The organism is Hymenobacter taeanensis (genome assembly GCF_013137895.1).
Classification (GTDB): domain Bacteria; phylum Bacteroidota; class Bacteroidia; order Cytophagales; family Hymenobacteraceae; genus Hymenobacter; species Hymenobacter taeanensis.
Genome location: NZ_CP053538.1, coordinates 1,648,260 through 1,662,874 on the forward strand (window position 1 = coordinate 1,648,260; position 14,615 = coordinate 1,662,874).

A 14,615-nucleotide genomic window follows, 5' to 3' on the forward strand; every position below is an offset into this window, starting at 1 on the left:
AGCAGCGCTTTGGTACAGCCACCGGGCCGCTTTGCGGAACTAAAATGCCCAATTCTTTCATCTTTATTAGCACAGAGCTATTCTTTTAAGGCTTACCGAGTACACTGAGTTTGTTGCAGTGGCCTAGGCCAGTACGGTATTAGACTATTTTTGCGGCGGCCGGGGTGCAACGAGAATAGATGTTTTTACCTCTGTTAAACGTTCGGTAACCTCAGCAGTCAACGATTGTCGTTTACTTGTTGCCGCGTAGGCCACATGCGGCCCATCCTTTGCAGTGGCTTCCCAGGCCTCTTATCGTCTCCTTCCTTTCTATCTATATGCGTAAGTTTTTTCTTGGCCTCCTGATTTTTGTGGTGGTGGTGGTGGCAGCGTTGGCCGCTGCCCCTTTCCTTTTCAAAGACAAAATCAGGCAGGCCTTCGACCAGCAGCTGGCCCAGCGCGTGAAGGCCAAGGTGCAGTACGACCCCGGCAACGTGGACGTAACGCTGCTCAGCACGTTCCCCGACCTCTCCCTGCGGCTCGACCAGCTCCGCATCATCGGGCAGGATTCTTTCTCGCGTGATACCCTGGCCTACCTACCCCGCCTCGATGTGGGCTTGGACCTGATGAGTGTAATCAGCGGCGACCAGATCAAGATTAAGAATGTAACCCTGGAGCAGCCTGATATCAGTTTACGAGTACTTAAGAGTGGGCGCGCCAACTGGGATGTGTTTGTATCTGACTCGGCGGCGGCATCTAAGGGCCAGGATACTACGGCCGTGAACCTGGCTATTAAAGGCTGGCAGATCAACGACGGCCACCTGCGCTACGACGACCGCAGCATTCCGTTTGCCATGGAAGCCCGCCACGTGAACCACTCCGGCTCCGGCGACTTTGAGAGCAACGTGTTTGATATGGTGAGCCAGACCACGGCTGAGCAGTTCACCATGAACTATGACGGCACCGACTATATCAGTAAGAAAAAGCTGACGGCCGACGTGACCATGGCTATGAACCTGGAAAAGATGCTGTTCACCTTCAAGGACAACAAAGTGCAGCTCAACGATTTTCCGGCCACCTTCCAGGGTACCGTAGGCCTGCCCAACGCCACCGACATCACCTATGACCTGACGTTTAAGGCCCTGGAGACCGACTTCAAGAACATCCTGAGCCTGGTGCCCGGCGCCTATAATGAGCAGTTTAAAGATATGAAGGCCGAGGGCAAGGTGGCCTTTGATGGCTACTTCAAAGGCGTGCAGAACGACCTGAAGATGCCCGGCTACGGCGTGAACCTGCAAGTGAAGAACGGCATGTTCAAGTACCCCGACCTGCCCCAGGCCGCCCGCAACATCAACGTTGATATGAACGTGGACAATCCTTCGGGCTTCACTAATAATGTGAAGGTGAACGTGAAGCAGTTCCACCTCGACCTGGGCACTAACCCCGTGGATGGCAATGTGGCTATTGATGGCCTAGAGCCCATGAAAGTAGATGGCCGGGTGAAAGCCAACGTGGACCTAGCTGAGATGACAAAGGTGTACCCCGTGCAGGACTTGCTTTTGCGGGGCAAGCTCTTCGTGGATGGTACTGCCAAGGGCCTCTACTCTAAAACACAGATGCCCGTAGTGCAGGCCAAGATGAACCTGACCAATGGCTACGTGAAGTCAAAGCAGTTTCCGGCCCCCATCGAAAACTTAACCCTGAACGGCACCGTCACGAACCCTACCGGCCAGCTCAACGACACCCGCGTAGACATTCCGCAGTTCCGGATGCTACTGGATGGCGAGCCACTGGCGGGCCGCGTGGCTACTCAGGGCGTGGATAAGCTGCGCTTTGACACCGATGTGAAGGGCGTAATTGACCTGACGAAGATTACCAAGATCTTCCCGCTGGAAGGCATGACCGTTACGGGTCGCCTCACCGGTGATATTGCCGCCAAGGGCAACATGGCCGACATTGAGGCCGGCCGGTACCAGACGGTGGTAGCCTCGGGCACCGTGAAGGCCCAAAACGTAACCTATAAGAGCCAGGATCTGCCTCAGGGCATGAAGGTGACCCAGGCCACAGCCACCTTCAACAACGATAAAATTGTGCTGCAGAACATGACCGGCTCCCTGGGCTCGTCGGATGTGGCCGCTTCGGGCACTATCTCCAACTACATGGGGTACCTCTTTGTGCCCGGCCAGCCCCTGCGCGGCACACTCTCCGTGAACAGCAACCGTTTCAACATGAACGAGTGGATGGTAGACGAGGTATCGGCTAAGCCTACGGTAACCGCTGCCGGCAAGGCCCCCGCCAAGGCCGAGGGCGTGCTGCAGATACCAAAGGAGTTTGACCTGGTGCTGAACACCACCGTAGGCCAGGTACTCTACGACAACCTGAAGCTCGACAACGTGAAAGGCACCGTGACGGTGCGCAACCAAGTAGCTACGCTAAACAACCTGACCTTCAATACGCTGGGGGGCTCCTTTGCCACTAATGGTAGCTACAGTAGCCAGAACCTGGCGCACCCTAAGTTTGACCTGGGCCTGAAGATTCAGAACCTGAACTTTCAAAACGCTTTTCAGGCATTCAACTCTATTAAAACGCTGGTGCCGCTGGTCAGCAGCCTGGAGGGGGTATTCTCTACCAACTTCAACGTGAGCGGTGAAATGGGCCCCGATATGATGCCCAAGTACAGCACACTTACCGGCAAAGGCCTGTTTGAGGTGGTGCGGGCCGCAGTGGCCAACTCGGCGGTGCTCAATAAGATCAGCAGCCTCACGCAGTTTCAGGAGCTCAAGAGCTTTGCGGTGAACAATAAGGACGTGGCCGCCGAAATCATCAACGGCAACTTCGTGGTGAAACCCTTCGACCTGACCGTGGGGCAAATCAAGATGACGGTGGGCGGCTCCAACAACGTGAGTACGGGTGGCCTAGAGTACGTAACAGCCCTGAATGTGCCCACCGGCAAGCTGGGCAGCCAGCTAAACAGCAAGCTCACCAGCCTGACCGGCGTGCAAAACCTTCAGGGTACTGACCGCGTGACCCTGGGCCTGAACATTGGAGGCACCGTGACCAACCCACAGGTAAAACTAACAACCGGCAGCGTAAAAGCTCAGGCCAAAGACTTGGTAAGCAACATTGTGCAGGCGAAGGTTGATGATGCCAAGCTCAAGCTGCAGGCTCAGGCCAAAGTGGCCCAAGACAGCCTCCAGCGCGAGCTACAACGCAAGCAGCAGGAGCTAGCCGAAAAGGCTAAGCTGGAGCTCGACAAAAAGCGCTTGGAGGCTCAGAGCAAACTTCAGAACCAAGCTAAGCAAGGCCTGAACAACATTCTGTTTGGCAAGCCCAAGACCCAGCCCGCTAAACCTGCAGAAACCCCTAAGGCGGCAGAGCCCGCACCAGCAGCCCAGCCCGATAGCATGAAATTAAGATGATGTAAAGTTGCCGCCCCGGCACATTAGGGCAGTTTGGCGAATTTATTGCGCAGCGAAACGGCCGGTACACCACGTAGTGTACCGGCCGTTTCGCATTTATTTTTTCACACTCTCCGCTCCTATGAAGCTCTCCCACTTACTCCCCCTCGCCACACTAGCCCTGCCCCTGGCCCTGACTAGCTGCAGCAAAGACAACGACTCCGCCGGCTCGTCGAAGCTGGAAGTGCGCCTCATGGATGCCCCCGGCGACTACCAGAGCGTAGTGCTGGATGTGCAGCAGATTGAGGTTCACCTAAAGGATGAGGCTATTGCCGATGGCTGGCAGCTACTGCCCTTCAAGGCCCAGGCCATCAACGTGCTGGATTACGTGAATGGCAAGTCGGCGCTGCTGGTTAACACCGACTTTGCCCCCGGCGACCTGAAGGAAATTCGGTTGCTGCTGGGTCCCGATAGCTACGTGATTGGCCGCGACGGCCAGCGTTACGACCTCAAAACGCCCAGCGGCCAAAGCTCGGGCGTAAAGCTCAAGCTAGACAAAGCTACCCTGCGCGAGCGGGAAACCTTCCAGCTTCTGCTCGACTTCGACGTGGCCAAGTCAATTGTGGAGCGTGGTAACTGGAAACCCGGCAATGAGCGCAAGGAGCGCTATGTGCTGAAGCCCGTGGTGCGAGTGGTGGCCCAGGCTGTTAAGGGTGGCCTACGCGGCACTGTAACGCCAGCCGCAGCGCTGCCTCATGTATTGGCCATCCGCTCCTCTATTACGGTGCCCGATACGTTCAGCACCGCCGCCGATGCTTCTGGCGCTTTTCAGCTGAGCAGCCTACCCTCCGGCACCTATAAAGTGCAGTTCTTCCCCAGCGCTACTGCCCCCACTAATCAGCCTGCCTACAAAGCAGTTACGCGCACAGGCATCATCGTTACTAATGACCAGGTAACCGACTTGGGCCAGACCTCCCTTAACTAACCCATAAGCAGGGTGGCCTAGGCCACCTCAAGCCATAGACCCGGCACAACAAAAAAGCCCTGGCTACATAGTCAGGGCTTTTTTGTTGTGCCGGGTGGGTGTCGGCCTTATTGCTTCACGAGGCGCTGGCTGAGGGTGCCGGCTGCACCGCGTACTACCACCAGGTACATACCGCTAGGCCAAGTGCCCACAGGCAGCGCTACCGACTGGCCTCCCGTGTGCTGGGCGCTGTACGTTACACGGCCCGTTGCGTCGAATACACTTACCTGATACGAGCCTGCGGGCAATGTCATCAGGTCCAGTGCAGCCTCAGTAGTAGCCGGGTTGGGTGCTACACTGATGGTAGCTGGCAGTTGGCTAAAGACCACCGTACGAATGGCGCTATATGTTGCTTCGCCGTTGGTATCTACCTGCTTGAGGCGGTAGTATACCGGGCCGCGTGCCAGTGCCCCCACGTGGGTGTCATTGAAACGGTACGTGGCTCCGCTTGCGGTTGTGCCATTACCTTTCACAGTGCCCACGGCGGTAAACTCCTTACCCCCGAAGCTACGCTCCACCTCGAAGCGGTCGTCTTGCAACTCCGAAGCCGTGTTCCAGGTCAGTTGAGCGCTGTTGCTTACGGCTCTGGCCTCAAAGCCTGTCAGTTCTACTGGCAGCGGCCCGCCAATGGTAATAGTATACGTGGCCATGTTAGAAGCTCCACCCAGGTTATCGGTGGCATAGTAAGTGAAGTTGTAGCTTCCCGTTGCCGACTTCGCAGGAGTATACGACATCTCGCTGGCCTGCTCCGGCCGGATGGTCTGATTAGCCGATACCAACACCCCATTCAGCGTCAGGGAACCAGAAGCCGGCAGCGTAGCCACGGTGTACGAGGCAATAGTGCCATCGGCATCTGTGGCCTCCAGGGCGCTCAGGGGCGTAGTACCCCACGTGTTGCGCATGCCACTCGTAGACTTATTCTGGGCTATGGGCAGTTCGTTGCTGATTGGAATAGTGTAAATGGCCGTGTTCGACTGGTTGTTGTCGTTGTCGAGGGCGTAGTACGTGAAGCTCGTGTTACCCGCGTACGTGCCCGTTGGATCAAAGCTGAGCTGTGCTAACTGGCTGGGCAGCACATCCTGAGGCAGTATGCTCACCTGCGCTCCGTTTACATACAGGGTGCCGTGCGTAGCAGCAGGTACGCTGGTGATAACGTACTTTACAATAGTGCCGTCGCCATCAGTTGCCTTGAGCGGGTTGATGGCGGTGGCGCCGGCCGTGTTCGAGATGGCGGGGTCTGTGGTCACGTTCTCGGCCAGCGGGGCGGTGTTACCCACCGGAATGGTGTAGGTGGCCACGTTGCTGAGCGAGCCCGTGTTGTCGGTGGCCAGGAACGTGAAGGTGAAGTTGCCACTGCGGCCGGCTGCGGGCATGTAGGTTAGCTGTCCGTTCTCAGCGGGTGTATAGGCCTTATCGACAATAGCAGCCACCCCATTCATATACAGCGTACCCGCCGTAGGCAGCGACTTGAGGGTGTAGGATGCGATGGAACCATCGGGGTCAGTAGCATCCATGCCATTGATGGCTGTAGCTGCTGCATTCATGGCTACGGCCCTGGCAGCTGTGTTATTAGCCACCGGCACGGCGTTACAGGTACCGAAATACAGGTCGTCAATACCGATGTCGTTGCCGCCGGCATCCAGCGTCAGGTTCCGTATTTCAAAGGTGGCCGTGGTGTTGTCACCCGAGTACCACACGTCGGAATAATTCACCCATGAGTCAGGCGACTCTTTAATGATGAGAGTGCCGGAAGTAGAGCGGCCATTGATTACAAAGCCAATCTCGGGCTCCTTGCTGTTTGAGCCCGGGGGTAGCAGGTTGTTGAAGTGAGCTAAGAAAGTATAATACCGGTTCGGTAACACCTTAAACGTTTGGGTATAAAGCGTGCGGATAGATGAAGTGGCATTGATTAACATGAAGTTGTTGTTGACCGTTTCACTACCCCCGTTTCCGTAGCCCCGGAAAGCGCTGTGATACTTGCTAGCGTCGGGCCCAATGCCATACGTAGTCTCAGGCACTAACTCATTGGCCACATTCGGCAAATCTTCCTTGTACTCATAATTAGTATTAAACCCTACGTTACCATCCGTAAAGCTGGGGTTGGTTAGCAGGTTGGGGCCCGTAGCGGCTACGCACTGCACTGCGGGGTCGTATACATTTAGGTATACCGTAGCGCTGCTGCACTGGGGAGTGCCCGTTTTGTCGCAGGCCCTATACACAAAGCTATCGGTACCAATGAAATCAGTGTTTGGAGTATAGTTGTACGACCCATCCGGGTTAAGGATCAAGGCGCCATGCACAGGATTAGTTGCCAGCGTCACGGTAAAGCCCGTGTTTTTGGGATCAATATCATTGAGAATAACGTTGCCAAAAATCTTGGTGTTTTTCTCTACCTCATTGCTGTCGTCGTAGGCAGTGGTTACGTTTTCCACTTCTACCCGCACAGAGGCGGCGTTAGAAGCCATGCCGGAGTTATCCTGCACGGTATAGGTAATAGTACTGATACCCGCGTAGTTGTTTACCGGCACAAAAGTTACAATACCCTGAGGGTTCACCGTGAAGGTGCCCTGGTTTGCTACCGTACGCGTTTGTTGGATACCCACCATGCTGGGGTCAAGGTCCACCGTGCTGGAAACAATGGTGCCGTCAGAGTCCTTGTCGTTAGACAGCACCGATATAGTGGCCGTTTGGTTACGCGCTACTGTTCTTATTGGGTCATTGACGGCTACTGGCGGCACGTTAGCCACCGGAACGGTATACGTAGCCGTGTTAGCTGACTCCAGCCCGTCGTTGTTGGTGGCTGTGTACCCAAAGGTGAACTCCCCGGAAGTAGTGCCGGCAGGAGTATAAAACAATTGCCCTGCTTCAGCTGGGGTGAAGGCCCGGGCCGCGGTAATTTCAGTGGTATTCAGAAAAAGCTTGCCACTGCTCGGCAGGCTTTTCAGGGTATATGTAATAATGGTATTACCCGTGGCCGGAGTAGCCGACAATGGCGAAATAGCTGTTTTAGCCGCACTGCTCAGCATAGCTGCCGTCCGTACATTGTTGGCAGCAGGCGGAATGCTGACGGTTACTGTAATGGTAGCTTCGTTGGATGTTCTGCTTCCCTCTAAATCAAGAGCTCCGCCGTCAACATCCCTTACAGTATACTTTATAGTTGTTTGGAAGGCGGTACCGGGCTTAGGGTTGGTAGGCATAGTAAAGGTTACGATGCCACTGGAATTTACAGAGAATGTTCCCCCGTTGCTGCCCGGAATAGAGTTTTTGCCACTGGTAGTTGCACCAATCAGCTGAACGGTAGCAGGGTCTGTTGCATCATTGGCAGTTTGAAGTCCTCCCCTTGTATCATTAGTTAATATAGTGATGGTAGCGGAGCTAGCATTGATTGAAACAGTAGCAGCGTCGTTTACGGCTACTGGGGCCGCGGCCCAGGCCACAGCAGGTGCCCCTATCATAAGCCCAACCAAGCAGGCTGCCTTACTCGCCCACTTTGGGCCCAACGAGCCTCTGTAATAAGAGGATAGGCGTAAAATCTTTTTCATATTGGGAAATCTAAAAGTGAATAAGTAGTCTGGTTTCTACCTCATTACAGGCAGATTTAAGTATTTATCCGAATTTAACACTTGGATATGTAACTTTTTAAAGAAAGCTATCGTATAGCTGATTTAACTCAACATTCTATTATAATTCCGCTGTTTTTCCTGATTCATCAAAAAAAATGATTTAAATTATACTATTATATTTTCTTAGACATATAAAGTCCAATTGAACAAACACGCTGCAAAAATCCCATAAGTGGAAATATAATTTTATCTATAATATATGGTTTTTATAATTATAACTATTTACATACAATAGCAGTAAACCATGAACATAATGGTTTTATACTTTATTATCTGCATTGCTTTGTTTTGCACTATATTATTGCCAGACCAGCCTATTTTGCTTAAACACTGTCTTGTTAGGGCGGCTTATTCATCTGCATGCTTATTAATGAGAGGCCGCCATTCAGTTATTGTAGCGTGAATAGGTTGTATCCACCTTGTTGTTCGCCTTCAGCATGCTCCTACGAAAAAGCCCTGGCTAAATGGCCAGGGCTTTTTCGTAGGAGCATGCTGAAGGCGAGACCTCCTCATTCTTTAATAAATGCGTTTGCTACCACGTATGTGTGGCTGCGCAGTATATAGTTGCGTTAAATATCTCAGCGCTGTTATGCCAGAGTGCGCACAAGCGCCAGCAGTTCACGCTGAATAGCCTGGGTTTTGTCTCGGGCGTACCACGCGTGCAGCTTCTCGGCAAACTCTTCCTTAGTAACACCCTGCGCCTTCATTTCCACAAACACCTGTTGCGCATCAGCGGGGCGTGGGCCCCACTGCGCCACTTCTACCAGCGTATCGGCCCGCAATACCACTAGCTTCGGGATGGAGCGCCCCCCGTTGGTAAGGTAACGGTCCATCAGGGCCAGGTTTTCATCGCGCAGGAAGTAATGCGTGGTGAAGCGCCCATGGCTGGCTTGCGCTACAGCTTCCAGCACCGGCACAATCTGAGCGGCGTCGCCGCACCAGCCTTCCGTCAGGATGAGCCAGGCGTATGATTGCTTTAAGTTTTGCACTGCCTCGCGGAGTTCTGGCAGTAGCTGCGTGGTTTTATCGAGGCGCTGCATGCGCTGCACATTTAAGTGCGTGTAGTGGCTTAGCGCTTCTGACTGCTGCGGGCCCGTGGTTTTGCCTTCGGCTTGGAGCTCATCAATGAGCTTGCGGTAGCGGCCATATGAATACGCCGTAGCCAAGTGCTCCGGCGTGAGAACCGGGGTTAGGGAGGTGTTAGTAGACATGAGGTACATCTGGTAGTGACAGACCGTATAACAACGAAAATCCCTTTTCGGTGGCAACGGCCAACCAAAAAGGGATTTGCAGCTGGCTAGGCCAGTACGAGACGGTACTGCTAGAGGCTGGGCACGTCGGCAGTGGCAGCCTTCGCCGACAGCTCCCGGCAATAGGTGATGAAGTCGGTGTTGATGGGCTCCAGGCCATTCAGGCGCAGTTCCCGGGCTACTTGGGCACGGTGGTAGTTGGCGTGCACGGGTACGTGAGTCAAGATATCTGATACCTGGCTGGTATAGCCCTCTCCAATGGAGTTGGTATAGGTAATCAGGCGCTGCAGCTCGGCATCGTCGGCGGCAATGCCGTACTGGTGGAAGCGCTCGGAAGTTTGCTCGTGCCAGTGGTGCAGCGTAGCCAGGTCGTGCTCCTGCCACACTTTCACGGGGCTGGGGGTATTGGTAAGGCGGCCCAGCCAGATAGCCTGAGCATTGAGTACGTGGCTGAACAAGCGTAGGGCACCGGCCGGAATGGTAGCCCCACCAGCCACCAGGCCATCCAGGTGACGCAGCAGGGTTTCGTTGGCCCACACGTTATAGGCCCCCAGCTTTTCATTGGTGTTAATCATAATAAGAAAGATGGTGTTGGGTAATGAAGTGGCGAGGCAAGGAAGTGTGAAGCGCTGTCACTCATCACTTCATTACCCCTTTACTGTCAGCGGGGGTCTTGCCAGACCAAACGTTCTTCGGTGCGGGTTTTAGCGAAATCGGGGCACTGCCCGTCGCCACGTCCGGTGAGGCCGCCATCGGGGTGGCAGAGCACCTTACCGGCCGATGAATAGAGGGTAGTGTACTGGTCACAGCAGCCCACCGTTTCATAATACACCAAGCCGCCGTTGTACTGGTAGCTCATGATTTGCACGGGCGGGTTCTGCTTTTTCTCGTTGAGGTGGTGCTGAATCCGGTCGTTGAGCCACTGGGGGCGTTTGCGGTCATCGAAGGTAGCATCGGGCTGCGGCGTGGGCTCAATGGTATTGGCACTGGTAGGAGCCGGCGTAGAGGAAACCCCGTTCACGTTGCCGGTTTGGGGGGCATCGGTGGGCGTGGTAACGGCCACATTGCGCTGGCAGGCTGGGCAGCCAAGCAGCAGGGCAAAAGAAGCAGCCGTAAGTAGTACTGGGAAGCGCATCATGAGAGAGTAGCAGGTGACAGAAAGCGATGCACCCAAATCGGGCGGCAAAGATGCACACAAACTCTTGTTACGCGAGCCTCCGGCCGAGGTTGTTGCACCGCCGGGCCCTGCCTCACCCGCTAGGCCAGTAACGCCCAGAGTTTTGGCCCAAATATCAGCAGCCCCACGGCCAGCGCCGCCACGGCCATTACCAGCACGGCCCCGGCTGCTACGTCCTTGGCGCGCCCCGCCAACGGGTGGTACCCCGGCGACACCAGGTTTACGAGGGTTTCAACGGCCGTATTCACCAGCTCGGCGCTCCACACGGCCCCAATAGCCACCACTACGGCCACCCACTCCCAGCGCGCTAAGCCCAGGTACAGGCCTAGGCCTAGTACAACAACGGTAGCGGCCGCATGAAACTGCAGGTGCACCTCCGTCTTCAGCGCCGACCATACCCCCTGAAAGGCATAGCCGAAGCTGGCCACCCGGCGGCGTACCATGCCGGGGCGGGGGGTAGGCTGGTTATCCACGGGCTTCAAATTGCTGAAACACAGTGTGGCAGAGCTCGTCCCACTCAGGCTTCAGGATGCTGAAGTACACGGAGTCGCGGCGTAGGCCACCCTGCGTGAGGCAGTGGCTGCGCAACGTGCCCTCTTCGGTGGCCCCCATCCGGCGCATGGCCTCCCGTGACCTCCAGTTGCGGGCATCGGTCTTGAGCTCTACCCGCTCGCAGCCCAGCTCGCCGAAGGCATATTTCAGCAGCAGGTGCTTGGCGGCCCGATTGATGCCCGTGCGCTGGTACTCCGCGCCCAGCCACGTCCAGCCGATTTCCAGCCGTTTGTCTTCCAGGGCTAAGTTGCCGTAGCTGGTGCTGCCCACTACGCGGCCGCTTTCCTTATCAATAATGGCGAAAGGGTAGCGCTTGCCGGCTTCCCGGTCGCGCACGGCCTGGGTGAGGTAGGCGGCCAGCTCCACGCTGTTTTGCGGCATGGGGGTGGTCAGGTAGCGCCACACATCTTTATCAAAGGCAATGGCTTTGAGGTCTTCGAAGTCGGTTAACTCAAGCGGGCGAAGACGGACGCGGCTGTTTTCCAGCGTAATGCAACGAGCAAAATCCATGAGGAGCAGGTGGGAGGGGAAGGATGCGCAAAGATGCCGAAAAAAGGAAAAAGCAGCCGGTGCCCAGCGGGTACCTGGAGCGGCTAAACCCTGGTTGCAGCTTATGCCTCCGCAAAGCCCAGGCCGCGCAGCAGCACGCTAAAGTCGGCTTCGGAGAGGTGGCCGCCGCTGGCCTGCGGATGACCATGAGCGAAGTTTGCGGGCGGAGTAGCTCCTTGCTGAGCAAACGCGGCGCGCAACAGATCGGGAATATGCAGCTCCCGGCTGGCCGTGCGCCCCGATATAGCCACCATACCGGGCTGCAGATAGCCGCGGTTGGCGCAGAGTACTACGCGGTCAGAGAGGCGCCCAATCCACTGCTGGGCAATAAGCGGGTGAATCTGGCAGGGCGAGTTGATGGAAACCACGGCCACGGGTGCGGCGTGTGGCGCATCTTTAGGCGGAAATTTGGGTGGGAGCTTGCGGGCTGCGGCTAACTCGGCGGCTACTTCGGCCCGGTACTGGCCCAGGCGCTCATCCTGAGCCAGGCCGCGAGGGTTGTCATCTTGCAGGAGGTAGCGCAGGGGGAGCTCCAGGTTAAACTCGCCGGCCCGGCGGGCAGCATTGCACATGGCCACGGCCTCCTTTAGCCACTTGGCGGTGTGCTGCTTTTTCACGGCGGGTAGCGGAGCCCAGTCGGCAGAATCGCCTAAGTCTGATAATACGCCAATAGCGGCCACCCACTGCAGATCGGTCACGTTGGTTTCGGCGGCCAGCAGCTCGTAGGCCAGCCACGCCGAACACGGCACCGGCTCCAGGCCATACCCGGTTAGCACGGTGCCGCCCACCGGGGGCATGCCTTCGGGAATGTGGTGGTCGACGTACAGCACCGGGATGCCCGCGGCCTCTAACGTGCCGTGCGCGTGCACGCCCAGGTCCGTGACAATTAGCGCATCGGGCTTCAGGGCCAGCAGCCGCTCGTGGGCGCCGGGGGTTAGGAAGGCGTTTTCGCCCTTGCCCGACGGCACTACCTCTACCTGCCAGCTTGGGTTGATACGGTTCAGGCCGCGCCCGAATAACGCCCCGGCTGCCAGCCCATCGGCATCAAAATGGCAGAATACTACCAACCGGCCGCCCTCCGGCACCTGATCAAGAAAGGCCCGGAAGGGCGCCACAAACTGCGGAAAAGCGGGCATGAAAACGGGCAGCCCGCATGGTAGCAGGCTGCCCGTTGTTCGTAAACTACGCTGTGGAGGTTGTATCCTGGCCTAGCTTACTTCTTGATTTCGCCTACCATATCTTCGGGCTTCAGCCACTCGTTGAACTGCTCCTCGGTGAGGTAGCCGAGCTGGAGAGCAGTTTCCTTCAGGGTTGAGCCGTTTTTGTGGGCCGTCTGGGCAATTTCGGCGGCTTTGTAATAACCGATGTGGGGGTTGAGAGCCGTTACCAGCATCAACGACGAGTCGACGTGCTTTTTGATGTTGGCCTCCAGCGGCTCGATACCCACCGCGCACTTGTCGTTGAACGACACGCACACGTCGCCGATGAGGCGGGCGGAGTGCAGGAAGTTGTAGATCATCACGGGCTTGAACACGTTCAGCTCGAAGTGGCCGTTCATGCCGCCGATGTTGATGGCTACGTCGTTGCCCATTACCTGCGCGGCTACCATGGTCATGGCTTCGCACTGGGTGGGGTTTACTTTGCCGGGCATAATGCTGGAGCCGGGCTCGTTGTCGGGGATGTGCAACTCACCAATACCCGCACGCGGGCCCGAAGCCAGCAGCCGGATATCATTGCCGATTTTCATCAGCGAGGCCGCTACCGTCTTGAGGGCGCCGTGGGCTTCCACAATGGCATCGTGGGCGGCCAGGGCCTCAAACTTGTTTTCAGCCGTAATGAACGGTAGGCCGGTCAGGTCGGCAATGTGCTTGGCCACATTCTCAGAGTAGCCAGCGGGTGTGTTGATGCCGGTACCTACGGCAGTGCCGCCCAGGGCCAGCTCGGAGAGGTGCGCCAGGGTGTTCTTGATGGCGCGCAGGCCGTGGTCGAGCTGCGACACGTAGCCCGAAAACTCCTGGCCGACGGTCAGGGGCGTGGCGTCCATGAGGTGGGTGCGACCAATTTTCACGATGTGCATAAACTGCTCGCTCTTCGCCTTCAGCGTGTCGCGCAGCTTCTCAATGCCAGGAATAGTTACCTCCACCAGAATCTTATAGGCGGCAATGTGCATGGCCGTCGGGAAGGTGTCGTTGGAGCTTTGCGACTTATTTACGTCGTCGTTGGGTGCCAGAAACTTCTTCTCGTCGGAGAGCTGGCCGCCGTTGAGCACGTGGCCGCGGTAGGCCACCACCTCGTTTACGTTCATGTTGCTCTGGGTGCCCGAGCCAGTTTGCCATACCACCAGCGGAAACTCCTTATCGAGCTTGCCTTCCAGAATTTCATCGCACACGCGGCCAATCAGCGTGGCCTTTTCGGCGTCCAAGATGCCAGCGTCGCGGTTGGTGAGGGCGGCGGCTTTCTTGAGGTAAGCGAAGGCGCGGATGATTTCCTTGGGCATCCGGTTGATGTCCTGGGCAATCTGGAAGTTATCGATGGAACGCTGGGTTTGGGCGCCGTAGTAGGCGTCGGCGGGAACCTGTACGGTGCCCATGGTATCTTTCTCGGTGCGGAACTGAGCCATGCTTCTAGTTGGGTGAGAAGAAAGTAAGGTGACAAGAAAGCGCGCCGCAAGCCGGCACGGCGCAAAAGTACACAACCGCGCTCCGTGCGCCACCGCCACCCCAAAATTCTGCGGGGTACTGGCCTAGCCGCCCGCCCACCGTCTGCCGTATAGCCAGCAGTTAACCAGAAATTCCTTTCCATGAAAAAGACCTTCGAAGACGAGTCCGACGCCCTGTCGGCCCAGCCCGATAAGCCCACCACGGCCCAGCCCATTGCCACCACCAACCCTGAGGCCGGTGATTTGTCAGCTTCTGACGACGAGCCACCCGTGCCCGTAGCCGGCAATGGCGCCCCCGACTATAGCCACATCGACGTAAAAACTGAGCCCGACCTGCCCACCCCCGACAAAGCCGGCGGCAGCGCCACCGAACCCGAAAGCGGCGGCGGCTACAGCGGATAAGG

Annotated in this window: 11 protein-coding genes; 3 read left to right on the forward strand and 8 right to left on the reverse strand. The window is 56.6% G+C overall.

Going from position 1 to position 14,615, the window contains the following annotated elements:
* Nucleotides 1-317: 317 nt before the first annotated feature.
* Complete coding sequence (locus HMJ29_RS07065; RefSeq protein WP_171590819.1) at nt 318-3,398, forward strand: AsmA family protein; 3,081 nt, start codon at nt 318-320, stop codon at nt 3,396-3,398.
* A gap of 121 nt (nt 3,399-3,519) precedes the next feature.
* Nucleotides 3,520-4,362, forward strand: a complete 843-nt coding sequence (locus tag HMJ29_RS07070; RefSeq protein WP_171590820.1) for a DUF4382 domain-containing protein — start codon at nt 3,520-3,522, stop codon at nt 4,360-4,362.
* 107 nt (nt 4,363-4,469) lie between these two features.
* Here HMJ29_RS07070 and HMJ29_RS07075 read toward each other — a convergent pair whose 3' ends face one another.
* The 8 genes from HMJ29_RS07075 to fumC all read right to left on the reverse strand — a co-directional run bounded on the left by HMJ29_RS07075 (nt 4,470) and on the right by fumC (nt 14,172).
* Nucleotides 4,470-7,943: an Ig-like domain-containing protein gene (locus tag HMJ29_RS07075; RefSeq protein WP_317241059.1), complete on the reverse strand. Its 3,474-nt coding sequence runs from the start codon at nt 7,941-7,943 to the stop codon at nt 4,470-4,472.
* A gap of 668 nt (nt 7,944-8,611) precedes the next feature.
* Complete coding sequence (locus HMJ29_RS07080; protein WP_171590822.1) at nt 8,612-9,235, reverse strand: thioredoxin family protein; 624 nt, start codon at nt 9,233-9,235, stop codon at nt 8,612-8,614.
* Between the two features lie 110 nt (nt 9,236-9,345).
* Nucleotides 9,346-9,849, reverse strand: a complete 504-nt coding sequence (locus tag HMJ29_RS07085; protein WP_171590823.1) for a DinB family protein — start codon at nt 9,847-9,849, stop codon at nt 9,346-9,348.
* A gap of 86 nt (nt 9,850-9,935) precedes the next feature.
* Nucleotides 9,936-10,412 carry a DUF6970 domain-containing protein gene (locus tag HMJ29_RS20450; protein ID WP_244678859.1) on the reverse strand — a complete coding sequence of 159 codons (477 nt, stop codon included), beginning with the start codon at nt 10,410-10,412 and terminating at the stop codon, nt 9,936-9,938.
* A 119-nt stretch (nt 10,413-10,531) separates the two neighbouring features.
* Nucleotides 10,532-10,924, reverse strand: a complete 393-nt coding sequence (locus HMJ29_RS07095; RefSeq protein WP_253805669.1) for a diacylglycerol kinase family protein — start codon at nt 10,922-10,924, stop codon at nt 10,532-10,534.
* Entirely contained in the window at nt 10,917-11,513 is a 597-nt protein-coding gene (locus HMJ29_RS07100) for a GNAT family N-acetyltransferase (RefSeq protein WP_171590824.1), read from the reverse strand. Before HMJ29_RS07100 ends, HMJ29_RS07095 begins: the two co-directional genes overlap by 8 nt.
* 101 nt (nt 11,514-11,614) lie before the next feature.
* Nucleotides 11,615-12,688, reverse strand: a complete 1,074-nt coding sequence (locus HMJ29_RS07105) for a DHH family phosphoesterase (protein ID WP_171590825.1) — start codon at nt 12,686-12,688, stop codon at nt 11,615-11,617.
* A 77-nt stretch (nt 12,689-12,765) separates the two neighbouring features.
* Entirely contained in the window at nt 12,766-14,172 is a 1,407-nt protein-coding gene (fumC, locus tag HMJ29_RS07110) for a class II fumarate hydratase (RefSeq protein ID WP_171590826.1), read from the reverse strand.
* A gap of 180 nt (nt 14,173-14,352) precedes the next feature.
* Here fumC and HMJ29_RS07115 point away from each other — a divergent pair, with 180 nt between their 5' ends.
* Nucleotides 14,353-14,613: a hypothetical protein gene (locus HMJ29_RS07115; RefSeq protein WP_171590827.1), complete on the forward strand. Its 261-nt coding sequence runs from the start codon at nt 14,353-14,355 to the stop codon at nt 14,611-14,613.
* Nucleotides 14,614-14,615: the final 2 nt, after the last annotated feature.